Annotated in this window: 29 protein-coding genes; 17 read left to right on the forward strand and 12 right to left on the reverse strand. The window is 70.5% G+C overall.

What is annotated here, in order from left to right; genetic code table 11:
* The first annotated feature begins 142 nt into the window (after positions 1-142).
* The 3 genes from O7543_RS13625 to O7543_RS13635 are packed head-to-tail and all read left to right on the forward strand — an operon-like array spanning position 143 to position 1,960.
* Entirely contained in the window at positions 143-892 is a 750-nt protein-coding gene (locus tag O7543_RS13625; protein ID WP_281553485.1) for an ATP-binding protein, read from the forward strand.
* 2 nt (positions 893-894) lie between these two features.
* Positions 895-1,350, forward strand: a complete 456-nt coding sequence (locus O7543_RS13630) for a hypothetical protein (protein ID WP_281553484.1) — start codon at positions 895-897, stop codon at positions 1,348-1,350.
* Between the two features lie 28 nt (positions 1,351-1,378).
* Positions 1,379-1,960 carry a DUF5709 domain-containing protein gene (locus O7543_RS13635; protein WP_281553483.1) on the forward strand — a complete coding sequence of 194 codons (582 nt, stop codon included), beginning with the start codon at positions 1,379-1,381 and terminating at the stop codon, positions 1,958-1,960.
* A gap of 34 nt (positions 1,961-1,994) precedes the next feature.
* Here the strand turns inward: O7543_RS13635 and O7543_RS13640 are convergent, their stop codons facing one another.
* Positions 1,995-2,624, reverse strand: coding sequence for a response regulator transcription factor (locus O7543_RS13640; protein WP_281555452.1), 630 nt, complete (start codon positions 2,622-2,624; stop codon positions 1,995-1,997).
* 41 nt (positions 2,625-2,665) lie between these two features.
* Positions 2,666-3,901 (reverse strand): DUF5931 domain-containing protein, encoded by a 1,236-nt coding sequence (locus O7543_RS13645; RefSeq protein WP_281553482.1) that lies wholly within the window; start codon positions 3,899-3,901, stop codon positions 2,666-2,668.
* Positions 3,902-4,039: 138 nt separating this feature from the next.
* Between O7543_RS13645 and O7543_RS13650 the strand changes: the two genes are divergently transcribed.
* Positions 4,040-4,558 carry an ATP-binding protein gene (locus O7543_RS13650; RefSeq protein ID WP_281553481.1) on the forward strand — a complete coding sequence of 173 codons (519 nt, stop codon included), beginning with the start codon at positions 4,040-4,042 and terminating at the stop codon, positions 4,556-4,558.
* Here the strand turns inward: O7543_RS13650 and O7543_RS13655 are convergent.
* Together O7543_RS13655 and O7543_RS13660 are read right to left on the reverse strand one after the other, a co-directional pair.
* Complete coding sequence (locus tag O7543_RS13655) at positions 4,539-5,477, reverse strand: ribose-phosphate pyrophosphokinase (RefSeq protein ID WP_281553480.1); 939 nt, start codon at positions 5,475-5,477, stop codon at positions 4,539-4,541. The two genes, O7543_RS13650 and O7543_RS13655, sit on opposite strands and share 20 nt — an antisense overlap.
* 56 nt (positions 5,478-5,533) lie before the next feature.
* The gene (locus O7543_RS13660) at positions 5,534-6,508 is read right to left on the reverse strand and encodes an alpha/beta fold hydrolase (RefSeq protein ID WP_281553479.1); all 975 of its coding nucleotides are present in this window, start codon (positions 6,506-6,508) and stop codon (positions 5,534-5,536) included.
* Between the two features lie 84 nt (positions 6,509-6,592).
* On the opposite strand from O7543_RS13660, the gene glpK reads away from it, so the two are divergent.
* On the forward strand, positions 6,593-8,131 hold the full coding sequence (gene glpK / locus O7543_RS13665) for a glycerol kinase GlpK (RefSeq protein WP_281553478.1): 1,539 nt from the start codon (positions 6,593-6,595) through the stop codon (positions 8,129-8,131).
* A 12-nt stretch (positions 8,132-8,143) separates the two neighbouring features.
* Here the strand turns inward: glpK and thrS are convergent, their stop codons facing one another.
* Complete coding sequence (thrS, locus tag O7543_RS13670; protein ID WP_281567427.1) at positions 8,144-9,469, reverse strand: threonine--tRNA ligase; 1,326 nt, start codon at positions 9,467-9,469, stop codon at positions 8,144-8,146.
* A gap of 499 nt (positions 9,470-9,968) precedes the next feature.
* On the opposite strand from thrS, the gene O7543_RS13675 reads away from it, so the two are divergent.
* Positions 9,969-10,274: a hypothetical protein gene (locus O7543_RS13675; protein ID WP_281553476.1), complete on the forward strand. Its 306-nt coding sequence runs from the start codon at positions 9,969-9,971 to the stop codon at positions 10,272-10,274.
* 59 nt (positions 10,275-10,333) lie between these two features.
* Here O7543_RS13675 and aspS read toward each other — a convergent pair whose 3' ends face one another.
* The 3 genes from aspS to O7543_RS13690 all read right to left on the reverse strand — a co-directional run bounded on the left by aspS (position 10,334) and on the right by O7543_RS13690 (position 12,959).
* Entirely contained in the window at positions 10,334-11,638 is a 1,305-nt protein-coding gene (aspS, locus tag O7543_RS13680) for an aspartate--tRNA(Asn) ligase (RefSeq protein WP_281553475.1), read from the reverse strand.
* A 267-nt stretch (positions 11,639-11,905) separates the two neighbouring features.
* Entirely contained in the window at positions 11,906-12,109 is a 204-nt protein-coding gene (locus tag O7543_RS13685; RefSeq protein ID WP_281553474.1) for a hypothetical protein, read from the reverse strand.
* Positions 12,110-12,128: 19 nt separating this feature from the next.
* Positions 12,129-12,959: a class I SAM-dependent methyltransferase gene (locus O7543_RS13690; RefSeq protein WP_281553473.1), complete on the reverse strand. Its 831-nt coding sequence runs from the start codon at positions 12,957-12,959 to the stop codon at positions 12,129-12,131.
* A 126-nt stretch (positions 12,960-13,085) separates the two neighbouring features.
* On the opposite strand from O7543_RS13690, the gene O7543_RS13695 reads away from it, so the two are divergent.
* Entirely contained in the window at positions 13,086-13,418 is a 333-nt protein-coding gene (locus O7543_RS13695) for a YnfA family protein (RefSeq protein ID WP_281553472.1), read from the forward strand.
* Between the two features lie 156 nt (positions 13,419-13,574).
* A complete protein-coding gene (locus O7543_RS13700; protein ID WP_281553471.1) occupies positions 13,575-14,501 on the forward strand; it encodes a DUF559 domain-containing protein in 927 nt (308 codons plus the stop codon).
* A gap of 82 nt (positions 14,502-14,583) precedes the next feature.
* Here O7543_RS13700 and O7543_RS13705 read toward each other — a convergent pair whose 3' ends face one another.
* Both O7543_RS13705 and O7543_RS13710 read right to left on the reverse strand, forming a co-directional pair.
* Positions 14,584-14,829 carry a DUF397 domain-containing protein gene (locus O7543_RS13705; RefSeq protein WP_281555451.1) on the reverse strand — a complete coding sequence of 82 codons (246 nt, stop codon included), beginning with the start codon at positions 14,827-14,829 and terminating at the stop codon, positions 14,584-14,586.
* Positions 14,807-15,682: a helix-turn-helix transcriptional regulator gene (locus tag O7543_RS13710; protein ID WP_281553470.1), complete on the reverse strand. Its 876-nt coding sequence runs from the start codon at positions 15,680-15,682 to the stop codon at positions 14,807-14,809. The genes O7543_RS13705 and O7543_RS13710 overlap by 23 nt, the downstream gene beginning before the upstream one ends.
* A 105-nt stretch (positions 15,683-15,787) precedes the next feature.
* Here O7543_RS13710 and O7543_RS13715 point away from each other — a divergent pair, with 105 nt between their 5' ends.
* Entirely contained in the window at positions 15,788-16,153 is a 366-nt protein-coding gene (locus O7543_RS13715; protein ID WP_281553469.1) for a hypothetical protein, read from the forward strand.
* An 88-nt stretch (positions 16,154-16,241) separates the two neighbouring features.
* On the opposite strand, the gene O7543_RS13720 is transcribed toward O7543_RS13715, so the two are convergent.
* Complete coding sequence (locus tag O7543_RS13720) at positions 16,242-16,883, reverse strand: class I SAM-dependent methyltransferase (RefSeq protein WP_281553468.1); 642 nt, start codon at positions 16,881-16,883, stop codon at positions 16,242-16,244.
* Between the two features lie 100 nt (positions 16,884-16,983).
* Here O7543_RS13720 and O7543_RS13725 point away from each other — a divergent pair, with 100 nt between their 5' ends.
* The 5 genes from O7543_RS13725 (at position 16,984) to O7543_RS13745 (ending at position 20,428) form a co-directional block, all read left to right on the forward strand.
* Complete coding sequence (locus O7543_RS13725) at positions 16,984-17,583, forward strand: XRE family transcriptional regulator (protein ID WP_281553467.1); 600 nt, start codon at positions 16,984-16,986, stop codon at positions 17,581-17,583.
* 58 nt (positions 17,584-17,641) lie between these two features.
* On the forward strand, positions 17,642-19,264 hold the full coding sequence (locus O7543_RS13730) for an MFS transporter (RefSeq protein WP_281553466.1): 1,623 nt from the start codon (positions 17,642-17,644) through the stop codon (positions 19,262-19,264).
* Between the two features lie 147 nt (positions 19,265-19,411).
* Entirely contained in the window at positions 19,412-19,867 is a 456-nt protein-coding gene (locus O7543_RS13735) for a helix-turn-helix domain-containing protein (protein ID WP_281553465.1), read from the forward strand.
* Between the two features lie 3 nt (positions 19,868-19,870).
* Positions 19,871-19,993, forward strand: a complete 123-nt coding sequence (locus tag O7543_RS13740) for a hypothetical protein (protein WP_281553464.1) — start codon at positions 19,871-19,873, stop codon at positions 19,991-19,993.
* 69 nt (positions 19,994-20,062) lie between these two features.
* Entirely contained in the window at positions 20,063-20,428 is a 366-nt protein-coding gene (locus tag O7543_RS13745; protein ID WP_281567428.1) for a hypothetical protein, read from the forward strand.
* 16 nt (positions 20,429-20,444) lie between these two features.
* On the opposite strand, the gene O7543_RS13750 is transcribed toward O7543_RS13745, so the two are convergent.
* The gene (locus O7543_RS13750; protein ID WP_281553462.1) at positions 20,445-21,275 is read right to left on the reverse strand and encodes a phosphoribosylaminoimidazolesuccinocarboxamide synthase; all 831 of its coding nucleotides are present in this window, start codon (positions 21,273-21,275) and stop codon (positions 20,445-20,447) included.
* 394 nt (positions 21,276-21,669) lie between these two features.
* Here O7543_RS13750 and O7543_RS13755 point away from each other — a divergent pair, with 394 nt between their 5' ends.
* From O7543_RS13755 to O7543_RS13765, 3 genes are all read left to right on the forward strand, one after another.
* On the forward strand, positions 21,670-22,923 hold the full coding sequence (locus O7543_RS13755; protein ID WP_281553461.1) for an ABC transporter substrate-binding protein: 1,254 nt from the start codon (positions 21,670-21,672) through the stop codon (positions 22,921-22,923).
* Between the two features lie 125 nt (positions 22,924-23,048).
* Positions 23,049-24,245: a helix-turn-helix transcriptional regulator gene (locus O7543_RS13760; RefSeq protein ID WP_281553460.1), complete on the forward strand. Its 1,197-nt coding sequence runs from the start codon at positions 23,049-23,051 to the stop codon at positions 24,243-24,245.
* 180 nt (positions 24,246-24,425) lie between these two features.
* A complete protein-coding gene (locus tag O7543_RS13765; RefSeq protein ID WP_199757933.1) occupies positions 24,426-24,593 on the forward strand; it encodes a hypothetical protein in 168 nt (55 codons plus the stop codon).
* Positions 24,594-24,598: the final 5 nt, after the last annotated feature.

A 24,598-nucleotide genomic window follows, 5' to 3' on the forward strand; every position in this document is an offset into this window, starting at 1 on the left:
ACCCGTACGCATGGCAGCGACCGGGACGCAGAGCAGCCGCTTCCGCCCAACGGGTACGTCGGGGCGGCTGACGATCGGGCCTGATGGGACCGGGCCCGATGTCCTTGTCGCCGGGCCGGTACGGGGTGCCGGGAGGAGAAACGTGCCGACCGACCTGCGATGCGTGCTGGAGTGCGACCCGACCGATCCGGTGATCCGGCTGGTCGGGGTGCTGGACCGGCACGCCGTCGACGACGTCCGAGCAGCGTTGCTGGACTGCCTGGCCGACCGGGCGGCCCCGGTCGCGGTGGACGTCTCCGCAGTACGCGACGCCGCGCCCGCCGCGTTGCTGCGGCTCGGCGAGCTCGCCCGTACGGTCGCCGAGTGGCCGGCCGGCGGCTTCGTCTGCTGCGCCGCGCCACCCGGCACCGGCCGGGCCTGGTCTGCGGCAGGGCTGACCGTACTGCCCGACACCACCCTGGCGGCGGCGCTGGTCGACGGCGCTCCGCCGGCCGCGCCACTGAGCGCCGAGCTGGATCCGGTCGTCGGAGCGGCGCGGACCGCACGGGCGCTGCTCGCCGAGGGCTGCCGCCGGTGGGGGCTGCCGCAGCTGGCCGATCCGGCCGCCGTGGCGCTCACCGAGCTGGTGAACAACGTGGTGGTGCACGCCGGCACGCCGATGTCGGTGCGGATCGGCCTCCGGGACGGCCGGCTGCGGATGTCGGTGCGCGACGGCTCGGACGGCCTGCCCACCCCGGCCGGGCCGGTCCCGGTGGCACCGAACGCGCTGGGCGGTCGGGGCATGATGCTGGTCGAATCGGTGGCGCGGCGGTGGGGCTGTACCCCGCTGCGCGGCGGCAAACTCGTCTGGGCGGCCATCGATCCGGCGGACCATCCACAGGACGGAGACTGACAGTGGGACGGCACGACAGTTCGACCGGCCCGGCCCGGCTCGCCCTGCTGCTGGCCGGGGTGGCGGTCGGCTACCTGCTCGGCAGCCGGGCCAGGTCCGGCGGAACCGACGTCACGACGGGGCCGGCCGTGGACCAGCCGACGGCCGGAGCCGCGATGGGCCAGCCGCCGGCCGCCGGCCCGGTGCGGGTACGGCCAGCGGTGGCGCCTGCCGGTCAACGGCCCGGGACCGACCTCGGGTACCACCCGGGACGGCCGGCGGACGAGGAGTTCGCCGCCGACGTGGTGAGCGGATCATCTGCGACCACCGCCTCGCACCCGTACCAGGTGCCGGCCGGTCGGACCACGGCGACGCCGGCGGCACCGGTCGGCGACCCGGCCGTGCCGACCGGCGCGGACGGTGACGACGCGCCGCCGCCGGCGCGCCGGCGCCCCGACCCGCCCCGGCCAGGTGTGTGACCGCCACCGACCCGGGTAATGGGACGGCATGCGTACAGACGACTTCCCCCGGCCGGTTTCCGACCCGGAGTCCGAAGGAATCCCGCAGACCGCGGACGACGACTCGACCGCGTACGACGACGTGGCCAGCGGCCGCGAGGCCGACGGTCCGGACCCGGAGAGCATCCCGGGCGACGTGCCGGTGGCGGTGGACCACTTCGGCAACACCGCCCAGGAACAGCTCGACGGGGAGTCGTTGGACTACAAACTCGCCCGTGAGGCGCTGGGCAGGCCGGTGGACGATCCACTCAGTGGGCCGGTCGACCAGGCGCTCGGCGACGAGGCCAACAGCGAACAGGCCGCCGCCCAGGCGCAACGCGACGCTGACGTGCTCGACCCCGGCCCGTACTCGGACCCGAACTCACCGGTCTCGCTCTACGACCACGGTCGGCTCGGTGGGGCGGACAACGGAACGGTGGGGCGGCTGGTCGAAGCCGACGAGGGAGCGCACACCGACGACGAACCGGACTCGGTGGCTGCCGACGCGGGAGCCGCCGGTGGCGGGGCCAGTGCCGAGGAACTGGCGGTCCACGAGGCCGAGTCGCCCGAGGACCACCCGATCGGGCGCTGACGGAGCTGTCGCCAGCCGGCTGGCGACGGTTCCGTCAGTCGTCCAGGCCCCGTTCGATCGCGTACCGGGTGAGCTCCACCCGGTTGTGCAGTTGCAGCTTGCCCAGGGTGTTCTGCACGTGGTTCTGCACCGTCCGGTGGGACAGCCCCAGCCGGCCAGCGATCTGCTTGTACGACAACCCTTTGGCGACCAGCCGCAGCACCTCGGTCTCCCGGTCGGTGAGCCGGGGCTCGTCCCCGGCGGGCCGCGCGGCGGCGGCCAGCCGGCGGTACTCGCCGAGCACCAGTCCGGCCAGTCCCGGCGTGAAGACGGCCTCCCCGGTCGAGGTCCGCCGGACCGCGTCGAGGAACTCCCCCGGGCCGGCCGACTTCAGCAGGTAGCCGGTCGCGCCGGCCTTGACCGCGTCGAGCACGCTCTGCTGTTCTCCGCTGGCCGACAGCATCAACACCCGGACGCCGGGCTGCTCGGCCAGCATGCCGCGGATCACCTCCACCCCGGAGATGTCGGGCAACTGCAGATCCAGCACCACCACCTGAGGTCGGGCCGCCGCGCAGATCCGCACGGCCTGGCGCCCCTCCCCGGTGGTGGCGACCACCTCGTGGCCGGCCTCGGTCAGGTCCCGGGCCACCCCTTCCCGCCACATCGGATGGTCGTCGACCACCATCACCCGGATCGGATCCACCGCATCCGCTGGCGCACCTGCCGTCACCCGTACTCCTCCACCGTCGTGTCCGGGCTCGGCACCCGCAGCTCGATCTCGGTGCCCGCGCCGGGCTCCGAGACGATCCGTACCGTGCCGCCGATCTCGGCGACGCGCCCCTCGATCGACTGGCTCACCCCGAGTCGACCCTGCGCGGCCGCCTCCGCCAGCCGACCGGGTCGGATGCCGCACCCGTCGTCCCGGATCGACACGGTAACCGCGTCCGGCTCCTCTTCGACCAGCACCCACACCCGCGCCTGCGGACCGCCGTGGCGCACCGCGTTGTCGACCGCGGCACCGAGCGCCGCACCCAGCTCGGCGGCGAGCCGACCGGGCAGTAGCACCGGCTCGGCCGGGGTGGCGACCGAGACCCGCGACGACGCGTACCCGTTGACCACCGACCGCAGGTCGACCGGCCCGGCGACGAGCGCCGCCGGCGGGTCGGCCGCTGTCCGCCCGTCCGCCGCCGTCGCGGCGGGCTTGTCCGGCGGTACGGTGACCCGGCTGGTGACCAGCGCCCGCAACGCGGCCTCCTGCTCCCCGGCGAGCCGGGCCAGCTCACCGGCCTCGCCGTCGAGGTCGGCCCCGCGCCGGGCGACCATCGCCAGCACCTGCAGCACCGAGTCGTGGATGTCGCGGGCCAGCCGTTCCCGCTCCCGGGTCGCGGCGGCCAGCTCCCGGGTCGCCGCCTCCAGCTCGACCGCCCGCTGCAACCGGTCCTCGGCCGCGCCGATCAGCCGGGCCACGTGCCCGACGGCGATGCCGGCCAGCAGCATCAGCACACCGGGAGTGACCGACGACTCGTTGAGCCGGTCCCGTACCGCGAGGTCGGCGGCGGTCAGCACCAGGGCGGCGGTCGCCCCGAGGCGCCGGCCACCGGCGACCGCCCAGGCCAGCACCGGACCTGCGAGCCAGGCGACCGCGATGGTCGGCACCCCGCCGGCCAACGCGGGCCGCCCGATGATCCACGGGCTGACCAGCAGCGGGACCAACGCGACGAACAGGTCGGCGGCGAGCAGCGGCCAGCGACGCAGGTGGGGCCGGGCGTACGCCCAGCTGGCGGCGACCGTCCAGGCGATCATGCCGAGCAGGACCGGGACGGCGACGAGCGGATGGGCGTAGTCGGCGGCGTTGCGCGCGTACAGCACCAGCACATAGCCGAGGGCGGTGAACCGGAACACCGCGAGAGCCCGCCACAACGGGACGATCAGGGTGCCTACCGGGGCGGGGCTCTGCCGCACCCGCCGACGATGGCACACAGCCGAGCGGCCGGCGAGGGCTGGTCGGCCTAACACGCCCGGACCGATGTGCATTTCCCCACAGGTCAACGTAGGGTGAGAATGCCGCGAAAGCACTGACGATCAGCAGCCGGATGGGCCATGACCGACGCAGATCCCCCGTCATCGCGTACGGTCGTGCCTATCGACCCGATGGATCTGCTCAGCGAGGCCTTCGACCGGTCGCAGGTCACTGACCTGCGACATCACGTCGCATCGTGCGCCAGTTCGGCCGGGATGAGCGGCCAGCGGCTCGACGATTTCGTGCTGGCCGTCAACGAGCTGATCACCAATGCGGTCCGGCACGGCGGCGGCCAGGGCTGGCTGCGGATGTGGCGTGACACACAGTCGATGAACTGCGAGGTCGCCGACAACGGGCAGGGCATCGGGTCCGACCGGCTGCGCAACCGGGACCGCCCGGCGCCGAACACGGCGGGCGGCTGGGGACTGTGGCTCACCGAGCGGTTGACCGACACCATGGCAGTCGCCACCGGCCCGGAGGGCACCACGGTACGGATCAGCCTCGGACTGTCCGGCCCTGCGGCGTCCGGGGCCGGGATGTCCGAGACTGCGGCGTCCGGGGCCGGGGTGGACGATCCGGTCAGCCGAACAGGGCGCTGACCGACTCGCCGTTGTGAATCCGGCGCATCGCCTCGGCCAGCGCCGGCGCGACGGAGAGCACCTGCAGCTTCGGCACCCGTTTGGCGGCCGGAATCGGCACCGTGTTCGTGCAGACGATCTCCAGCACGCCGTCCTGGTCGCTGAGTCGGTCCAGCGCACCGCTGGAGAACAGCCCGTGGGTGCAGGCGATGCGGATCGACCGGACCTTCAGCTCCCGCAGGTGGTCGATCAGCTCGATCACCGTGCTGCCTTTGGCGATCTCGTCGTCGAGGACGATCACGTCGCGGTCGACGACGTCGCCGATCACCGCGCTGATCTGCACCCGGTCGTCGCTGAACCGCTGCTTGGCCCCGGCCGCGACCGGCAGACCGAGCATCCGGGCGAAGGCGGCGGCTTCCTTGGCGTTGCCCAGGTCGGGTGAGACGACCACGGTGTCGGTCAGGTCCTGGTCGTGGAAGTGCGCAGCGAGCTCGCGCAGCGCGTGCAGGTGGTCGACGGGAACGCTGAAGAAGCCGTGCACCTGCGGGGAATGCAGCGTCATCGCGAGCACCCGGTCGGCACCGGCGGAGACCAGCAGGTCGGCGACGAGTCGGGCACCGATCGAGATCCGTGGGGCGTCCTTCTTGTCCGACCGGGCGTACGCGTAGTGCGGTAGCACCACGGTGATCCGGCCGGCGGAGGCGCCCCGGGCGGCGTCGAGCATCAGCAGCAGCTCCACCAGGTGCTCCTGCACCGGCGGCACCAGCGGCTGGATCAGGAACACGTCCCGTTCGCGGCAGTTCGCCTGCAGCTGCACCTCCAGGCAGTCGTTGGCGAACCGGGACACCCGCACCGGGTGCAGCGGCACGTCGAGGTGGGTGCAGATCTCCGCAGCCAGCTCGGGGTGGGCGCTGCCACTGAACACTGCGATGTCACGCACCAGGTGATGGTAGGTCAGCCCCGGACGGGCGCAGTCGGCGAGACCCTCGGCCGGGCTCAGCCGAGCTGCTTGCGCACGAACTCGATCGACAGCTGGTCGAAGTGCGCCCGGCCACCCTCGTGCCCGTCCCACTCGTACACCTCGATCTCCTTCGGGCCGGCGTACGCGTGGTGGGCGGCGAAGACTGTCGACGGCGGGCAGGTCTGATCCATCAGCGCCGCGCTGAACAGCGCCGGGGCGGTGGCCCACGGCACCAGGTGCGCGGCGTCGACGTAGTCGACCGTGGTGAACGCCGCCGCGGCCCGCTCCGGTTGGATCCGGCAGAACCGGACCAGCTCGTTGTACGGGTCGGCGTCGGTGATCGTGACGGCGCGGCGGATCTGGCACAGGAACGGCACCCGGGACACCACCGCGCCGACCCGGTCCCCGGCGAGCGCGGCGGCGGCCAGCGCCAACCCGCCGCCCTGGCTGGTCCCGACCACGGCGATCCGGGACCGGTCGACATCGGGCAGGTCAGGGGCGATCTCCACCGCTCGGGCCGCGTCGGTGATCAGCCGGCGGTAGTAGTAGCCGGCCGGGTCCAGCACACCCCGGGTCAGGTAGCCCGGCGTGGTCGGCCCGGACCCGTCCGGCCCGGCGTCCGGGGTGTCCCCGCCGCGCCACGACCCGCCCTGGCCCCGGGTGTCCATGACCAGGTGGGCGAAGCCGGCCGAGGCCCACAGCAGCCACTCGTGTGGGCGGCCGCGGCCGCCGCCGTACCCGATGAACTCGACGACGACCGGCAGCGGCCCGGCGGCGCCCGACGGCACGTTGAGCCAGCCTTTGATCTCCTGGCCGGCGAAGCCGGTGAAGCTGACGTCGTACGTGTTGATCATGCGCAGCGCGGTTTCCACCGGGGTCGCCACCGGCGGCACCGCCATCGACCGGGCATCGGACAGCGTCTCGTCCCAGAACTCGCGCAGATCCGCCGGGGGTGACAGCTCAGGCTGGTAGCGCCGCAGCTGATCGAGGGGAAGATCGAACCAGGCCATGGCGGCACGCTACCAGCGCCGGCCGACCCGACGGGGACCGATGTCTGCGGCCATGCCGGCCCTGGCTACGGCCATACTGGCCCGATGACGGAGCAGACCAGCGTGGCCACCGCCGGACGGTACGTCGCCGCCATCGACCAGGGCACCACCTCGTCGCGGTGCATCGTCTTCGATGCGGACGGCGCGATCGTCGCCATGGCGCAGCGGGAGCACCGGCAGATCTTCCCCCGGCCAGGCTGGGTCGAGCACGACGCCGAGGAAATCTGGGCCAACGTCGAGCAGGTGGTCCGGCAGGCACTGGCCGATGCCGGCGTTGGTGCCGGCGCTGGTGCCGGCCAGCTCGCCGCGATCGGCATCACCAACCAGCGGGAGACCACCGTGGTGTGGGACCGGGCCACCGGCCGCCCGGTGCACCACGCGATCGTCTGGCAGGACACCCGCACCGGGCCGCAGCTGCAGCGGCTCGGCGCGGCCGTCGGCGAGCAGCGGCTGCGGGAACGCACCGGGCTGCCACTGGCCACGTACTTCGCCGGGCCGAAGGCGATGTGGCTGCTGGAACACGTCGACGGGCTGCGTGAGCGGGCCGAACGCGGCGAGGTGCTGTTCGGCACGATGGAGTCCTGGCTGATCTGGAAGCTCACCGGCCGGCACGTCACCGACGTCACCAACGCCAGCCGTACCCTGCTGATGGACGTGCGCACGCTGCGCTGGGACGAGGAGATCCGGTCCGCGGCGGGCATTCCGGCCGCGATGCTGCCGCAGATCGTCCCGTCGGCCTCGATCTACGGTACGGCGGACAGCTCAGTGGCTGGCGGTGCGCTGGCCGGCGTGCCGGTCGCCAGTGCGCTCGGTGACCAGCAGGCGGCGCTGTTCGGGCAGACCTGCTTCCAGCCCGGCGAGGCGAAATGCACCTACGGCACCGGCAGCTTCCTACTGCTCAACACCGGTACGAGTGCGGTCACCTCGCAACACGGGCTGCTGACCACGGTGGCCTACCAGATCGGTGACGCCCCGGCGCACTACGCGCTCGAAGGTGCGATCGCGGTGACCGGCTCGCTGGTGCAGTGGCTCCGCGACAATCTGGGGCTGATCTCCAGCGCGGCGCAGATCGAGCAGCTGGCCCGCAGCGTCGACGACAACGGCGGCTGCTACATCGTGCCGGCGTTCTCCGGACTGTTCGCCCCGCACTGGCGGGCCGACGCCCGGGGCGTGGTCACCGGGCTGACCGGCTACATCACCAAGGGACACCTGGCCCGCGCGGTGCTGGAAGCGTCGGCTTGGCAGACCCGTGAGGTGGTCGACGCGATGAACGCCGACTCCGACGTGGCGCTGCGCCGGCTGCGGGTCGACGGCGGGATGACCGCCAACGGGCTGCTGATGCAGTTCCTCGCCGACGTCCTCGACGTGCCGGTGGTCCGCCCGGCGGTCAGCGAGACCACCTGCCTGGGGGCGGCGTACGCGGCCGGGCTGGCGGTCGGCTTCTGGCCGGACCTGGACACGCTGCGCGCCCAGTGGCGGGCCGACGCGCACTGGCGGCCGGCGATGTCGTCGGCGCACCGGGACCGGGAGTACGCCCAGTGGCGCAAGGCCGTCAGCCGCACCCTCGACTGGGTCGACGACTGACGGCCTGTCCCCTCATCGGCTCGGTTGTCCTGCCTCCCCGCCGGGCAGCAGGTCGCCCGATGGCAGCAGATCTGCCGAGCGGCGGGCGACCGCCGATTCGATCAGCGCGATCGCCTCGCCCACCGGCATCGCCGGCAGTTGACGGCCGTCCCGCAACCGCAGCGCGACCCGGCCGTACGGCGCCTCCCGCGCGCCGATCACCGCCACGTACGGGATCTTGCGCCGGGCCGCGGCCCGGATCCGAGCCCCGATGGTGCCGTCGACGTCCACCTCGACCCGCAGACCGGCGGCGCTCGCCTCGCTGGCCAGCGCGTCAGCGGCCGGCCGCTGATCGGTCGCCACCGGCAGGACACACAGCTGCACCGGGGCGTACCAGGCCGGGAAGGCACCGGCGTGCACCTCGATCAGGTGCGCGAACAGCCGCTCCATCGAGCCGACCAGGCTGCGGTGCACCATCACCGGCCGGACCCGTACACCACGTTCATCGATGTAGGACAGGTCGAAGCGGGCCGGCTGAAGGAAGTCGACCTGAATGGTGGACAGGGTCGACTCGCGTCCGGCCGGGTCGACGATCTGCACGTCAATCTTCGGTCCGTAGAAGGCTGCCTCACCGGCGACGACGCCGTACCGGACGTCTGCCGCGTCCAACGCCTGGCGCAGCAGCCGCTCGGCCATCTCCCACGCCTCGTCGTCGCCGGCGTACTTGCCGCCGGCACCGCGACGCGACAGCCGGTACGACGACACGCGTACGCCGAGTGCGTCGTGCGCCTGCCGCATCAGCCGCAGCACGTCGGCGATCTCGACAACGACCTGCGGCACCGCGCAGAAGATGTGCGAGTCGTTCAGCCAGATCGACCGTACCCTGGTCAGCCCACCGACCACGCCGGAGCGTTCCGCCCGGTACATGGCGCCGAGTTCAGCGATCCGCAGCGGCAGGTCCCGGTAGGAGCGCTGCCGCGACTTGAACATCAACGCGTGGTGCGGACAGAGGCTGGGCCGTAACACCAGCCCGTCCCCGTCCTCGACGTCGACGTCGACGTCGACGTCGACGTCGACGTCGACGTCGACGTCGGTCCTGCTCACCGCCATCGGCGGAAACATCTCGTCGGCGAAATTCATCCAGTGGCCGGACAGCTCGTACATCTGCCGTTTACCCAGCACCGGTGAGTAGACATGCTGGTATCCGGCGCGGCGCTCCAGCTCTCGTAGGTACGACTCGACTTCGTAGCGGGCCGCCGCGCCGGCCGGCAGCCAGAACGGCAGACCGGCACCGATCAGCGGATCAGAGTCGAACAGGTCGAGTTCCCGGCCGAGCTTGCGGTGATCGACGTGTCTCACGGTTTCTCCTGGGTCATGGCCATGGCCGAGACACGCACGGAGAGCCGGAAACGGCCCCGGGCGTCTCGCCCGGGGCCGTTTCGTCAGCTGAGGATCAGGTCAGCGCGAACGTACGCCGGGACGTCCCGGCGTCGTCGTGGCCAACCTCAGATCCATGCCGCGATCGTACGCCTGCCCCGCCCCGCCGCCTACCGATTTCGCCAGCACCCGACGATCAGGCTGAGCCGCACACCGCCACCCGAACCGTTCGCGCCGGCTCCGCACAAACCGTTCGCGATGGATGGCGACTGGCGGGATGCTGTCGGAATGCCCGCCCGCACCGCCTACCACGACGAGCTCGGCGACCACTTCGCCCGACACGCCGACACCAGTCCGTACAACGCCTACACCGACCGGCCGGCGATGCTCGCCCTCGCCGGGGACGTCGCCGGGCAGCGAATCCTCGACGTCGGCTGCGGGGCCGGGCACTACGCGACAGCTACTCGGCGAGCTACGACGGGTGCTCCGGCCGGGCGGGTGGCTGCTGGTCTCCACGACCCACCCGACCGCCGACTGGCGACACTTCGGCGGCTCGTACTTCGCCGACGACTGGGTGGACCTTTCGCTGGCCGGCGGGCAGATGTCGATCCACTATCAACGGATGACGCTGGAGACGTTCCTGGGCGAGCTGCTGGACGCCGGCTTGCGCCTGGAGCGGCTCGTCGAACCGCGCCCGGTGCCCAGTCTCCGTGATGTCGACGAGGCGGCCTACCACAAGCTGTGCCAGTCGCCGTCCTTCGTCGCCGTCCGGCTCCGGCGACCCTGACGACCGGCGGTGGTCCGGTGCCCTGCTGGTCGCGGGACACCGGACGACACCGTCGAGGGTCAGGGGGCGAGGCGGTGCAGGTCGCGCGGGAAGAGCGTGACCTGGCGGATGTTCGGTACGCCGAGCAGCCGGGCCACGAACCGCTCCAACCCGAACGCGAAGCCGCCGTGCGGCGGCATGCCGTACCGCATCGCGTCCAGGTAACCGGCGTACGGGGTGAGGTCGGTCTCGCCCCGCCCGGCGAGCGCGTCGACGTAGTCGCCGTACCGGTGCAGCCGCTGCCCGCCGCTGACCAGCTCCACGCCCCGGAAGATCAGGTCGATGGCCCGGGAGTGGCCGGGCCGGGCCGGGTCCGGGTGGGTGTAGAACGCCCGGTGCCGGGTCGGGTAGCCCTCGACGAAGACGAAGTCGCTACCGTGCTCGCGCAGCGCCCACTCCCCCAGCCAGCGTTCGTGCTCCGGGGCCAGGTCCGGCTCGCCGGTGACGTCCCGGCCGGTCGCCGCGCTGACCATGTCGAGGGCGTCGGCGAAGTGCACGATCACCGGCTCGGCCGGCAACGCCGGCAGCCGTACGTCGAGCAGCTCCAGCGCCGGCCCGGCGCGCTCGGTGACCGCCGCCAGCATGCCGGCCACCGTGGCGTGGCAGACAGCGATCACGTCCCGGTGGTCGTCGACGAAGCCGAGTTCGGCGTCGAGCGACGTGTACGCGGCCAGGTGCCGGGCGGTGTCGCTCGGCTCGGCCCGGAACACCGGCCCCACCTCGAAAACCCGCTCGAAGACGCCCACCATGATCTGCTTGTAGAGCTGCGGTGACTGGGCAAGATAGGCCCGGCGGCCGAAGTAGTCCAGGGCGAAGACGTTCGCGCCGCTCTCGGTCGCCGTACCGACGATCTTCGGGGTGTGGATCTCGACGAACCCCATCGTCGTGAGTGTTTTTCGGAAGCCGGCGACGGCGGCGGCCGCGATCCGGTGCGTCGCGGCCAGCTTCGGGTGCCGCAGTGCGACCGGCGCGTGGTCCAGGATCGTCGGCAGGTTCGCCCGCAGGTCCGGCCGATACAGATCAAACGGTACGGGCGCCGCCGGGTCGCTGAGCGGGGTGATCGTCGGCCCGGTGACCTCGACGCCACCGGGGGCGGTCGGCTGGGCGGTCGCGGTCCCAACGACAGCGACGACGGTTTCCTCCGGCAGGTGCTCGAGTTGTGCCCGTACCGCCGGGTCGGTGACGACGACCTGGGCGAGCCCGGCGGCGTCGCGCAGGATCAGGAACGCGACGGATTTCAGCAGCCGCCGCCGGTGAATCCAGCCAGCCAGCCGTACGGGCTGGCCAATGAAGTCCGGTAGACGAGCGGAAAGGATGCGTTGCATGTGGTGACCTCCTCCGGTGTGCGCAACGCGTCCCCAGAGAGGTGTGGGCGAGCGGGATCCTCGCGGTGCCACCACACCTTCACCGCGCCACCGCGTCGTGTACGCGTGGCGCGGCCTTCGCTTACCCGTGACGTGGGCGAGTCGGCGGGAGTCTACTGAGCCCGGACGGGCCGTTCTTTCCCGCAGCTCAGGAGGGTCTTCACGGCTGGGCCGGAGTCCGCCCTCTCAGCTGTGGGCGGCTCTCTGTCACTCCGGTGGGCGCAACCGCTACTCGGCTCCGTCGTCGCTGTTGTCTGCAGACGCTAACCGCTCACCGTCGCCGTCCGCATCCGGATTCCGACCGCCATCGGCGAGAGTCTGGTGGTCGTCGGCTTCGTCTTGCTCGATGAGGTCGACGTCGAGCCGGTCGAGTAGATCACGAAGGGATTCCAGCAGCTCGGCACGCCGATCGGAATCGGCGTCAGCGGCCACCTCACCGACGATGTTCCCACTATCTTTCATCGGTCTCGCTCCCCGGGCCAGTCGATGGCATGCGCCAGACGGAGACGTGTTTCTCGCTGTCGGAGGTGAACGGCGAGCCGTCCCAGTCCGCTACCCGCTGCTCCAGCGTCAGGCCGGCGAGCCGGGCCATCAGGTCGCACTCGGCCGGCCAGATGTAGCGGAAGTTGCTGGCACCGTAGCTGGCGCTGCCGTCGTCGCGCCGGCGGTAGTGGTGCGAGGTGCCCTGCTGGGTAACCATGTCGTAGGTGTCGAAGCCGACATGCCGATCCGTCACCTCGAACGGCACCGCCGACTGCCCCGGTGGGAACCGCCGGATACCCGGCACCCACAGCTCGACGACGAACCGCCCACCCGGCGAGAGGTGCCGGGCGGCGTTGCGGAAGCACTCCACCTGCTCATCCTGCGTACGCAGGTTGCCGATGCTGTTGTACACGACGTATACCAGGGAGAACCGCCCCGGAGCCGTCGCCGTCGCCATGTCGCCGACGACGACCGGCAGGTCGTCTGCCAGTGGGACCTTGCGGCGGAGCTGATCGACCATCGGCTGCGACAGCTCGATCCCGCTCACCGGAATGCCCTTCGCGGAAAGCGGGATCGCCACCCGACCGGTGCCGATCGCGAACTCCAGCGCAGGACCGGCGCCGGCCAGTTGAGCCAGAAACTTCACCGTCGGCGCAAGTACGTGTGGGGCGAACATCTCGGCCGAGCCCTTGTCGTACGCCTGCGCTGCCTGCTCGCCCCATAGGTCACTGCTCGTCATGGACACGATACTCAAAGCGTTCCCGTACACACGCAAGTCTTTAAAGTGCGGAGTGGTCACACCGTCGAGGTGAGGCTGACGCACGTCATTTCGCGATTTGAGGTGTGTCAGCCTCACCTCGATGCGGCGGACGACGGCGGTGCGGCGCCCCCAGGTGCCGGCGAAGGTCTGGGTAGGGTCAGCGCCGTGACCGTCACGCGATCCCTGGTCCTGTTCGTCCTCGCCGCGCTGGCCGAGATCGGTGGGGCGTGGCTGATCTGGCAGGGCTGGCGGGAGCACCGCGGCCTGCTGTGGATCGCCGCCGGGGTGATGGCGCTCGGGCTGTACGGGTTCGCGGCGTCCTTGCAGCCGGACCCGCACTTCGGCCGGATCCTCGCCGCCTACGGTGGGGTCTTCGTCGCCGGTTCACTCGTCTGGGGCGTCGTCGTGGACAGGTTCCGGCCGGACCGCTGGGACATCACCGGCGCGGCGATCTGCCTGATCGGCGTCGCCGTCATCATGTACGCCCCACGCGGCTGAACTACGAAGGCCACGCTGCCGGCAGTGCTCCTGTACCCGGCGGGTGCGTCTGGAGCCGGCGATGGTTTCTATTGCGGTGGTTTTCTTGCGTCGGATGCGCGACTGGACCGGCGTACCGGGCAGAAAACGACGGCGACGACCCGGCAAGCTCGTCCGATGTCCCGCCCCGCCACGGTGCCCCGCGAGTTGAGCTTCGAGCCGTTCTCCGGCAGCCGCGCCATCGCCGCCGGCCTGATCACCCGACGGATGCTCAACGGCCCGCACTGGCGCCGCATCCTGCCCGACGTCTACGTGCACGAAGGTTCGTACCGACCCGAGGACCACCGGATGTGGTGTGTAGCCGCCGCCGCACGACTGCCGCCCGGCGCGGCGATCCACGAGCTCAGCGCGGCTTTTCTCTGGGGGATTGATCTTCTGCCGCTACGCGGCCCGAGACAGACGGTGGTACCGGTGCACGTCGCGCTGCCGAAGACCGCCCGGCCTGATCCGCACCCCAGGATCAGGTACGCATCCCGGACGCTCACCCCGGACGACATCACCTCCTTGAGTGGGCTTCCCTTGACCACTGAAGTCCGTACCGCGTTCGATCTGGGCCGATCATTGCCGCGTGCCGCTGCGCTCGGTGCCCTCGACGCGTTCCTCCACCGCCGCCTTGTCACACGCAACAGCCTTGCCGCATACATCGACACCCGCTCCGGGCTGCGCGGCCTGCTACAGGTCAGGGATCTTCTTGCTCTCGCGGAACCGTTGAGTGAATCACCGATGGAGAGCCGGCTCCGCCTGCTGCTGCACGACGCCGGCCTGCCAAAACCCACTCCGCAGTACAGGGTGAAGGCTCCTTCTGCGGGCAAGGGGCGGTTCGTCGCCCGGGTCGACCTGGCGTACCCGCAATGGCGGATCGCCATCGAGTACGAAGGTGACCATCACCGGGAGCGGGCCGCGTTCCGCAAGGACGTGTACCGCTTCAACGCGCTGCGGGAAGCTGGCTGGATCGCGCTCCGCTTCACAGCCGACGACGTACTCCGGCGGAAAGAACAAGTCACCCAAAAGGTACGGCGCGCGATCGCCGACCGCGCCACCTGACCACATCGCGCCCGTCGAGGTGAGGCTGACGCACCTCATTTCGCGTTTTGACGTGCGTCAGCCTCACCTCGACACGAGCACGTCAAGCTGAGGCGGGGCCGCCGTGCCGAAGGGCGGTCACGAAGCCGGTCCAGGAGTCGCCGGAGAAGGACAACACCGGGCCGTACGGATCCTTCGAGTCCCGCACCGCGACGCCAAGCGCACCAGAGACACCCTGGTCAGTGAACCCAACCACCCCGGGAAGCCCAGCCACCTCGACGCAGTTGGAGTTTGAACCGCTCCGACTCGACTTGCGCCACGTCCCGTCAGGCAGTTCGGCTGCGTCCATCCTCGCCTCGCTCACGCTCGTGTTCTCCCGCGAGCCGGGCCACCAGGTCGATCGACTCGGCAGGGCTCAGCGCCACCGTGAGCAGCCTATCCAGTTCCTCGCGAAAGAAGCTCACCTGCTCGGGCTCCTCCAGGAACAATCCGGAGATCTTGTGCTCAAGGTGCACAACCGTCCGATTACGGGGGAAGTCCAAGATGGCGAATGCTCCGTCCAGACCCGTGTAGCCACCAACCGACCACGGCACGACCTGCAGGGTGACGTTCGGGCGGTCGGCGGCGTCGACAAGGTGCCGTAGTTGCCGGCCCATCAGCCATGGACCGCCGAGCGGCCGACGCAGCGCCGACTCGTCCAGGATGGCATGCAGCGCCGGGGGTTCGGACCTCGCCAGAATGGCTTGGCGCCCAAGCCGAGCGGTAACTCTGGTCTGCGCGTCGGCCTCCGGAACGCCGCAGCCTTGCAAGACTGCCCTGGTGTAGTCCGGGGTCTGGAGCAGCCCCGGCACAAGCAGTGGCTCGAAGTCGACGATCGCCGACGCCTCGGCCTCCAACTGGATCAACGTCCGGGACTCGACCGGGAGACCACCCAGCACCTCCCACCAGCCGGGCTCGGAACGCTCCGACATGGCGAGCAGCCGCTGCCGTTCCTCACCGGTGACACCGTAGATGACCAGTAGGGACGCGACGTCCTCCAGCTTGCTGCCCTGCCGGCCGGTCTCCATCCTGGACAACTTCGACGCCGGCCAGCCAAGTCTCGCCGCCACCCCACGGACACTCAGCTTCCTACCTTGCCGCAGCGCGCGTAGTTCGCCAGCGAGGCCGCGGATGGCAATTGTGGGCGGCGTCGGCTTGGTCATCGAAATCCTCCTGTCCCAACCTCTTGACACGAGCCTAACCCTGTAGCCATGTTGTACGCAACGTTGCTCCTCAGCAAGCCACAGCATGAATGAGGTGAGCCAGTGATGTTGGTGAAGGTGCGGGCGTACGACCCGGCGGACAGCCCGGGACCGATCCCGTCGGTGATCGACCGCTTCCGGCCCGGCCCGGAGCTGCCCGAACAGCTCAGCGAGGCGGAGCACACCGCAGCCCGCTACACGGTCATCCTGGTGCCGCCGGAGGCAGCGGAGATCCTCGACCTCGGCCGGGAGAACCCGGGACTCAAGCTCTACCTGGACCACCACTGGGAGGCGGACGTATCCGACCTCGACGAGGCGGCGACGCTGATCTCCGAGCACTGCGGCAAGCCGGTCACGCTGGTCGAGCACCGGGCCGACCTCTGCTACTGGACGGCGTACGTGGAGCTGCCCTACGCCGACGGCGGGAACTGACGCGCCGCCCGGCAGGCTAACTGCGTACTGACGAACGGCTGCCGGGCTGGCCGTGATCGGCCAGCCCGGCAACGTATAGCTTGGTTCTTCAGGGCAACGGCGTGCGGTGGGCCCGAACGACGAAGTCGTGGATGGTCAGCTGGCGCGAGTCGTGGTGCACCTCGCGGGTACGGGACTCCGCCACAACCACCTTCCACTGCGCTTCGGGTAGAGAGCCGACGACGGCGTCCAGACCGATCGACGCGGCCTGTGGGGCGTGGGCAGCCGAGTGGGTGTCGGCGTGGTCGTGGCCGACGACCAGCAGCGTCCCGCCGGGGGCGACGGCGGCGGCCAGCCGTGCCACGAACTGGTCGAACGGCAGGTCGGGGTGGACGTACTGGCTGGTCACCAGGTCGTAGCGTTGCGACGGCTCCCAGCTGGTCAGGTCGGTGGTGAGCCAGGTGATCCGCTGCGCGACGCCCGGTTCCTGCTGCGCGGCAAGCTTCTGGGCGCGGCCGACCGCTGTCGACGAGGCGTCGACGGCGGTCACCTGCCAGCCCCGGCCGGCGAGCCAGATCGCGTCGGCGCCGGTGCCGCAGCCCGCGTCGAGCGCCGTACCGGGGGGCAGGTCCGCAACCTCGGCGACCAGCTGTGGTCCTGGCGAGACGTGTCCCGCCGGGTGCGCCTGATAGTGCTGCTCCCACCAGTCGGCACTGAACGCGGGATGGCCCGCGTGGGTCTCGTTGGTCATGCTTCGACGGTAGTGAGCCTTTCGGTAATCGGAAGAGTTCATGCGGTTTCCGCAAGAAGGTGCCGTACAACAGCGAGGCCCGGCAGCGGGGGCACCTAGCATGGTGGGCGTGTCAGGGGTCGAGCTTTCCGACGTGGTCCGGCAGCGCATCCGTGGCCTGCGGCAGGCGCGCGGCTGGAGTCTCGACTCCCTCGCCGCCCGCTGCCACCTGAGCCCGTCCACGCTGAGCCGCATCGAGACCGGCCACCGGCGGATCGGCCTCGACCAGCTCGTCGCCCTGGCCCGGGCCCTGGACACCACGGTCGACCAGCTCGTCGAGCCGGTCGACGATGCCGACGTGATCATCCGGCCGATGAAGCACCAGGAGCCGGGTCTGGCCACCTGGGTGTTGTCGCGCGGCTCAAGCCAGCCCGGCGGCAGCATGGTGGCGAAGATGCGGATCACTCCGGAGCGCCGTACCGGTCCGGGGCATCTGAGCGTGCACCCAGGGCGGGAGTGGTTCTTCGTGCTCAGCGGCACCGCACTGCTGCACCTGGGTGAGCGGCAGATCCCGGTCGGCCAAGGGAACGCGGCAGAGTTCTCCACGATGATCCCGCACTCCATCGGCGCGGTGAACGGGCCGGTGGAGATCCTCACCATCTTCGACCAGGACGGCGAGCGGGCACACGCGCAGTCGTCGGGAGACGCCCCAACCAGTTAGTCTTGCCATTACTGCAAGCCTTGGTGCCGATTGAGCAAGCCGGCGTTAGCTTTCCCGCATGACCTCTCCAAGCCTGTCTCCGCAGGTGTCCGCCGGGACGGAAGCCGCTGCGGCCGATTCCGACCCGACGATCCACGATCCGCGTCGACGCCGCGCCGTCCTCATCGCGGTCTGCATCGCGCTGATGGCGGTGATCGCCTCCGTATCCGGGCTGAACGTCGCCCAGCAGGAGTTCGCCGTCGCGTTCGGCGCTTCGCAGAGCACCGTCCTGTGGATCATCAACATCTACACGATCACCTTGGCCGCACTGCTGTTGCCGCTCGGCGCGGTCGGCGACCGGTGGGGCCGCAAACCCGTACTGCTCGCCGGGCTGGTCGTCTTCGGGGCCGCCAGCGCCGCCGCCGGCCTCGCCACCTCGACCGAGATCATGATCACCGCACGACTGCTCAGCGGCATCGGCGCGGCGATGATCATGCCGATCACCCTGGCCGTGATCACCTCGACCTTCCCGGAGAAGGAACGGTCCCGGGCGATCGGTGTCTGGACCGCCGTCGCCGGTGGCGGCGGCCTGCTCGGGATGTACCTGTCGGCCTTCCTGGTCGACGTGGCGGACTGGCGCTGGCTGTTCGCCCTCCCGGTCGCGCTGGTCGTCGTGGCCGCCGGCCTGACGATCCGGTACGTCCCGAACTCCCGCGAGGAGTCGGACCACCCGTTCGATACCGTCGGTTCGCTGTCGTCGGTGCTGGCCGCCGTCGGGCTGATCTTCGTCCTGCACGAGGGTCCGGAACACGGCTGGACCGCGCCCGCCACGCTGGCGGGTCTGCTCGTCGGTGTCCTCGGTGCCGTCGTCTTCGTCGCCTGGGAGCTGCGTCGGCGCGCGCCACTGCTCGACGTCCGACTGTTCCGCCACCGGGGGCTGTCCAGCGGCTCGGTGGCGCTGCTCGCGGTGTTCGGCGTGCAGGCCGGCATCTTCGTGGTGCTCTTCCCGTACTTCCAGGCGGTCCTCGGCTGGTCCGGGCTGCGTTCCACGCTGGCGATGATGCCGATGGCCCTGCTGATGATGGTCGCCTCCGGCCTCGCCCCACGGCTGGCCGCGCTGGTCGGTGCCCGCGCCACCATGGCGACCGGGATCTTCCTCGGCGGCGCGGGCCTGGCCCTGATGGCCGGCTTCGTCTCCGTCGACGGCGGCTACCTGTCGGTGCTGCCCGGCATGCTCGCCATGGGGCTCGGCATGGGCCTGTCGATGACCCCCTCCACCGAGGCGATCACCAGCGCCCTGCCCCGCGCCCGGCAGGGCACCGCGTCCGCGCTCAACGACGTCACCAGGGAGTTCGGTGCCGCGCTCGGCGTCGCGCTGCTCGGGGCGATCGTGTCCGCCGGCTACCGCAACGCCGTCGGCACCCGGCTCGACGAGCTGGCCGTCGACGCGCCCGACGCCGCCCGGGAGGGCATCGCCACCGCTCTCGCCGCCGCCGACGACGCCGGCCCGTACGCCGACGAGCTGGTCCGGGCCGCACAGCAGTCGTTCGTCGACGGCTGGCAGCAGGCGATGTGGGTGGGCGTCGGGGTGATGGTGCTCCTGTTCGGCTACGTGCTCGCCCGGGGTCCGCAGCGTCGGCCACGAGCCGAGCAGCCGGAACCGTCGCCAGGGGATCCCACGAAGGACGCGGTCGCCGGCTGAACGCGCTTTGCGTCAGGTCGTCGTGCTGGTGGTTGGTGCCCATGGTTCGTCTGGGCGCCAACCACCAGATTCACCGAACGCTCGAACTCAGTCGTTTCGGTTGCCACACTTGCTGCACATGTTTCGACTGCCCTCCCGGAGGTGATCATGACTCTCGCGGTCAGTCCGGTCACGCCTGATCCGCAGTCGGTCGAGGTGGCAGCTGAGGCGCTGACGCGGGTGCAGGCCTACCTGCGCACCCACGAGGAGGCTGCGGCAGCCGTTCGACTCGTGGAGGACGGCGCTGGCGACACACTCGTGGTGCCCCGTGGAGCCATCGAGTTGTTGGCGCGCGTTCTGGCCCACATGGCTAACGGCCACAGCGTCTCGGTCGTTCCGGCTCACGCGGAGCTGACAACTCAGCAGGCAGCCGAGCTGCTCAACGTTTCCCGCCCGCATCTGATCGGCCTACTGGAGGCGGGTGAGATCCAGTTCCGCAGGGTGGGCACCCACCGGCGGGTACTCGCCGGATCACTGCTGGCGTACAAACACCGGGACGACGCCCGCCGTCGTGCCGCAGCCGATGAGCTGACCCGGCTCGCCCAGGAGATGGACCTCACCTGAGTCATGACCTTCGTTGTCATCTTCGACGCGAGCGTGTCGTACCCGAGCACGCTACGGGATCTACTGCTGCGAATCGCCCAGTCAGGTCTGGTCGACGCCAAATGGACCGAGCAGATTCTTCAATGAGGTTTCGCCGCCCTACGCCGGCAGCGACCAGACCTCGACGAGGCCAGACTCGCACGGACACGAAGGTTGATGGGCACTGCGGTCCGGGACTGGAAGATCACCGGCTACGAGCCGCTCGTCGACTCGCTCAAACTGCCCGACCCTGACGACCGTCACGTGCTTGCCGCCGCGATCCGGGCGCGGGCTCAACTCACTGTCACCGGCAACCTCCGACATTTCCCCGCCGATGAGCTGACCGGCTGGGACATCGGCCCGAAGTCACCTGACGAGTTCGTTCGCGACCAGATCAGTCTAGACCGCAGCACGGTACACGCCGCGGCGCAGCAGATCGCCGACTCGTGGCGCAACCCGCCTGGGAGCTTCGACGACGTACTTGACCGCCTCGAGAGATCCGGACTCGGGGTCAGCGTCGCCGAACTGCGCGCTCGGCGGTAGCGGCGAGGCGCCCGGATCACCAGGTGTGGCCGGTGATTCGTTCGTAGACCTCGACGTAGCGGGCCCGGGTCATCTCGACGATGTCGGCCGGCACCTGCGGGGCGGGCGGGCGCTTGTCCCAGCCGGTGCCGGCGGCCCAGTCCCGCACGTACTGCTTGTCGAAGGAGAACTGGGGGCGGCCCGGCAGGTACGCGTCGGCCGGCCAGAAGCGGGAGGAGTCGCTGGTCAGCACCTCGTCGGCGAGAACCAGGGTGCCATCGGGGGCCCAACCAAGCTCGATCTTGGTGTCGGCGACGATCAGGCCGCGTTCGGCGGCGAGCGCCGCGCCGCGCCGGTAGACGTCCAGGGTGATCTGCCGCAGCCGCTCGGCGGTCTCCGCGCCGACCTGGGTGACGACGTCGGCGTACGTGATGAACTCGTCGTGCTCGCCGACGGGGGCCTTGGTGGTCGGGGTGAAGATCGGCTCGGGCAGCCGGGACGCCTCGACCAGGCCGGCGGGCAGCGCGATGCCGGAGACCGAGCCCGACTTCTCGTACTCCTTCAACCCGAGTCCGGTGAGGTAACCACGAGCGATGCACTCGACGGGCACCATGTCGAGGCGGCGGCAGCGGATGGCCCGGCCGGCGAACTCGGCCGGTACGTCGGTGGCGGAGACGACATGGTGCGGCACAAGATCGGCGAGCTGCTCGAACCACCACAGCGACAGCGCGGTGAGCAGCTTGCCCTTGTCCGGGATCGGGGTGGGCAGCACCACGTCGTAGACGCTGATCCGGTCGGAGGCGACCAGGATCAGGTCGTTGCCGTCGGCGTACACGTCCCTGACCTTGCCCGAGTGCAGCAGCTCCACGTCGGCAAGTACATCACGACGGCGGCCGGCGAAGACGGGTGCCCGTCCGCCCCGGGCTGGCGGGCGGACGGGCTGGCCAGGTTGGGGGCTCGATCCTGGCCGGCCGCCGGTTCGTCGGCGTTACCCGGGCCGACGAAGCGACGCGTACTGGCCCTGAAATTCCTCAGGAAAACGCTTTCCAGTGGGACGAACGCTACGCGATCAGCCCACACACCGTCAATGCATCGACTGAGGAGGCGGCACGAACAGCCGGACGGCCCGTTGACACCCGACCTGGTCGCTTGTGTAAATGATCGGGCCGTAGACCGGCCAGCCCAGCCCTGATCAGGAGAAACCCGTGTCATCATCCGCCGTATCGACACGCGGAGCCGTTGCCCGAACACTCACTGTCCTGATGGCGGTCGCCATCGGACTCGGCGCCTGCGCCACCGACGACACCGGCGAGCCGACCGAGGACGGGCCGATCGAACTCTCCGTCTTCTGGTGGGGCGCGGAGCGCCGGGCCGAGCTGACCCAGCAGGCGCTCGACGTCTACGCCGCCCGCAATCCGGGGATCACCTTCAGAGTGACCTGGCAGGGCTACACCGGCTACTACGACAAGCTGGCCACCCAGGCCGCCGCCGGCAACACGCCGGACCTGTTCCAGATCGACGACAACTACCTGACCGAGTACGCCGAACGTGACGTCGTACTCGACCTCACCCCCTACGTCGACAGCGGCGAGCTCGACCTCTCCGGCTTCCCTAACAGCCTGGTCCAGTACGGACAGATCGGCGGACGGACGGTGGCGGTCGCCGCCGCCGCGAACACCCCGGCGATGGTGTACAACAAGACGCTGCTGGCCGAGCTCGGTGTCGACGAACCGACGATCGGAATGACCTACCCGGTGCTGATCGACTGGGCCAGCCAGATCACCGCGCTCACCGACGGCGAGGTGGCCGGCACGATGGACCCGTCGGCCGACTACAAGGCGCTCTGGCTCTGGCTACGTAGCAACGAACTCGAGCTGTACCGGGGACGGCAACTGGGCTTCGAGGTCGACGACCTCAAAGCCTGGTTCGACCTGTGGCAACAGGCCCGCGACGCGGACGCCACCCCGAGCGTCGAGCTGATCAGGGCGGCGAACAACGGCAACGCCACCCAGCAACTCGTCGTCACCGGTGACGCGGCGACGTCGTTCATGTGGTCCAATCAGCTGGCTGAGCTGCAAAAGCACACCACCGCCGACCTCGGCGTGGTCGCCTATCCAGGCGACCCGGAGGGCCAGTGGGCGCGGGCGTCGATGTACTGGGCGGGATTCCGGGGCACCCGGCACCAGCAGGAAGTGGTGGACCTGATCGACTTCCTGGTCAACGACCCGCAGGCTGGCCGCATCCTCGGCACCGAGCGCGGCCTCAGCTCCAACCTGAAAGTCCGCGAGACGGTGCAGGCGACGCTCGCCGACGAGAAGATGCAGGCGTCGGTCGCGTTCGAGCAGCAGATGTCCGATCTGTTCGGTCCGGCACCGGTGCCCCCGCCGCCCGGCCACACCACGGTCCGGACACTACTGGTCACGGCGGCGGAGAGCGTACAGATCGGCGCGGCGACCCCTCGGCAGGCGGCCGAGGAGTTCGTCGCACAGGCCAATGCGGTGTTGGCGAACAGCTGACCGGGCCACGAAGAGTGAGGTCGGCCGACCACCTGGGTCACCAACAGGCGGGACAGGCGTAACAACCAGTTACATTGGTCGACGTCACGCCGTTTCGACCGTACCGTCAGCATGGGAGGTCCCCCATGCCGGAGGATTACATCGGCCTGCGGGTCGCGCGGTGGCGTGACATCGCCGGCATGACGCAGCAACAGCTCGCCGCCGAGATCGGGGTAAGCCGCGAGTACGTTTCCATGATCGAGAACGGCAAGCGCGCGGTGACCAAGAGGTCCATGCTCATCGCGCTCGCCACCGCGCTCGGGGTCTCTACGATGGACCTCACCGCGCAGCCGTACCTGCCCCGGTCCCGCAACGACCTGGCGCTCTACGCCGCCGTACCGGCGATCCGCAAGGCGATGGACGACGACGAGCCGGCTGCGGCCCGCCCGGCGGCGCTGCTCGCCGCCGAGGCCGACCGGGCGATGCGGGCCCGGATGGCCTGCGACAACCCGACCCTCGGCATCCTGCTGCCCCGGTTGATCGCCGAGATCCGCTCCACGGCCAACGCCGACGAAGACCCAGTCGCACTGCGGATCGCGGTGCAGGCCCTGGTCACCGGTTCGCTGGCGCTCAAACCACAGGGCCACGTCGACCTGGCGATGCGGCTCGCCGAGCGCGCCGTCCGGGCGGCGCAGCTCGCCGACGACCCGGCCTGCGTCGCCGCCGCCGACTACGCGCTGGCCCAGGCGGTCCTGGCCACCGGGCTGCGGAAGCGATCCTGGACGTTGGCCTGCGACGCCGCCGAACGAATCCAACTTCACACAAGTACGGACGAAGGCCGCGCGTGGTACGGCATGCTGCACCTGCACGCCGCGCTGTCCGCCGCCAGCCTAGGTCAGCACGACGTCGCCGAAACGCACATCGCCGAGGCCGCCGACGTCGCCCGGCGTACCGCTGGTGATCCGTGGCGGATGGAGTTCACCTCGGCGAACGTCGCGGTGTGGCGGGTCGGGGTGGTGCTGGAGAACGGCGAGCCGGGCCGCGCCCCGGAACTCGCCCGCAAAGTGGACCAGAGCGCGCTGCGGACCCCGCAGCGCCGGGCCAGGTTGCACATGGACGCCGGGCGCGGGTTCCACGCCGCCAAGCGCAACGAAGAGGCGGTACGGGCGTTCCTGCGGGCCGAGGCGATCGCCCCGCACGAGACCCGCAGCCGGGCCACCGTCCGGGAGATCATCGCGCACATCGTGCGGGACTCGTCGCCCCGTAGTGGCTCCGACGAGCTTCGGCAACTCGCGGTACGGATGGGAATCGATCCACTCTCGCCAGAGGATCATTCGACGTAACCGCTCGTTACGCAGAATCCGCTTGCAGTCTCGTACCGTCATGAGTACGGGGTGCGGTGCCGGGTGTCAGTGGAGAGCCCCCGGTGTCGCACCCCGGCTTCCGGGTCGCACCTGTGGCTCCGCTCGGCGGTCCCCTGTTGCGCTCGCACCGTCGTGAAGGACTGTCGTGGAGGGAGGGACATGGTCTCGTACGACGAGTACCTCTTCGCCGTCGCGGCGACACTGGCCCGCCGACACCGGCCACAGTGGTCGTGGCGCCGGTGGCGGCGGACCTGCCGGTGTGGCGCTGAACTGCCCTGCCGCACCCTGCACCGGGTGCCGATCAACCGGGGCCACTGGCCACGATGAAGCTC

Source organism: Solwaraspora sp. WMMA2080, from assembly GCF_027497395.1.
GTDB lineage: Bacteria > Actinomycetota > Actinomycetes > Mycobacteriales > Micromonosporaceae > Micromonospora_E.

What these genes read in the sequence shown, in the direction of transcription:
- O7543_RS13755 (WP_281553461.1), top strand. Translation starts at nt 21,670, where the DNA reads ATGGCGGTCGCCATCGGACTCGGCGCCTGCGCCACCGACGACACCGGC.
- O7543_RS13640 (WP_281555452.1), bottom strand. Translation starts at nt 2,624, where the DNA reads ATGGTGGTCGACGACCATCCGATGTGGCGGGAAGGGGTGGCCCGGGAC.
- O7543_RS13725 (WP_281553467.1), top strand. Translation starts at nt 16,984, where the DNA reads ATGGTGGGCGTGTCAGGGGTCGAGCTTTCCGACGTGGTCCGGCAGCGC.
- O7543_RS13740 (WP_281553464.1), top strand. Translation starts at nt 19,871, where the DNA reads ATGACCTTCGTTGTCATCTTCGACGCGAGCGTGTCGTACCCGAGCACG.
- glpK (WP_281553478.1), top strand. Translation starts at nt 6,593, where the DNA reads ATGACGGAGCAGACCAGCGTGGCCACCGCCGGACGGTACGTCGCCGCC.
- O7543_RS13660 (WP_281553479.1), bottom strand. Translation starts at nt 6,508, where the DNA reads ATGGCCTGGTTCGATCTTCCCCTCGATCAGCTGCGGCGCTACCAGCCT.
- O7543_RS13730 (WP_281553466.1), top strand. Translation starts at nt 17,642, where the DNA reads ATGACCTCTCCAAGCCTGTCTCCGCAGGTGTCCGCCGGGACGGAAGCC.
- O7543_RS13650 (WP_281553481.1), top strand. Translation starts at nt 4,040, where the DNA reads ATGACCGACGCAGATCCCCCGTCATCGCGTACGGTCGTGCCTATCGAC.
- O7543_RS13710 (WP_281553470.1), bottom strand. Translation starts at nt 15,682, where the DNA reads ATGACCAAGCCGACGCCGCCCACAATTGCCATCCGCGGCCTCGCTGGC.
- O7543_RS13765 (WP_199757933.1), top strand. Translation starts at nt 24,426, where the DNA reads ATGGTCTCGTACGACGAGTACCTCTTCGCCGTCGCGGCGACACTGGCC.
- O7543_RS13635 (WP_281553483.1), top strand. Translation starts at nt 1,379, where the DNA reads ATGCGTACAGACGACTTCCCCCGGCCGGTTTCCGACCCGGAGTCCGAA.
- aspS (WP_281553475.1), bottom strand. Translation starts at nt 11,638, where the DNA reads ATGCAACGCATCCTTTCCGCTCGTCTACCGGACTTCATTGGCCAGCCC.
- O7543_RS13760 (WP_281553460.1), top strand. Translation starts at nt 23,049, where the DNA reads ATGCCGGAGGATTACATCGGCCTGCGGGTCGCGCGGTGGCGTGACATC.
- O7543_RS13720 (WP_281553468.1), bottom strand. Translation starts at nt 16,883, where the DNA reads ATGACCAACGAGACCCACGCGGGCCATCCCGCGTTCAGTGCCGACTGG.
- O7543_RS13735 (WP_281553465.1), top strand. Translation starts at nt 19,412, where the DNA reads ATGACTCTCGCGGTCAGTCCGGTCACGCCTGATCCGCAGTCGGTCGAG.
- O7543_RS13715 (WP_281553469.1), top strand. Translation starts at nt 15,788, where the DNA reads ATGTTGGTGAAGGTGCGGGCGTACGACCCGGCGGACAGCCCGGGACCG.
- O7543_RS13705 (WP_281555451.1), bottom strand. Translation starts at nt 14,829, where the DNA reads ATGGACGCAGCCGAACTGCCTGACGGGACGTGGCGCAAGTCGAGTCGG.
- O7543_RS13700 (WP_281553471.1), top strand. Translation starts at nt 13,575, where the DNA reads ATGTCCCGCCCCGCCACGGTGCCCCGCGAGTTGAGCTTCGAGCCGTTC.
- O7543_RS13745 (WP_281567428.1), top strand. Translation starts at nt 20,063, where the DNA reads ATGGGCACTGCGGTCCGGGACTGGAAGATCACCGGCTACGAGCCGCTC.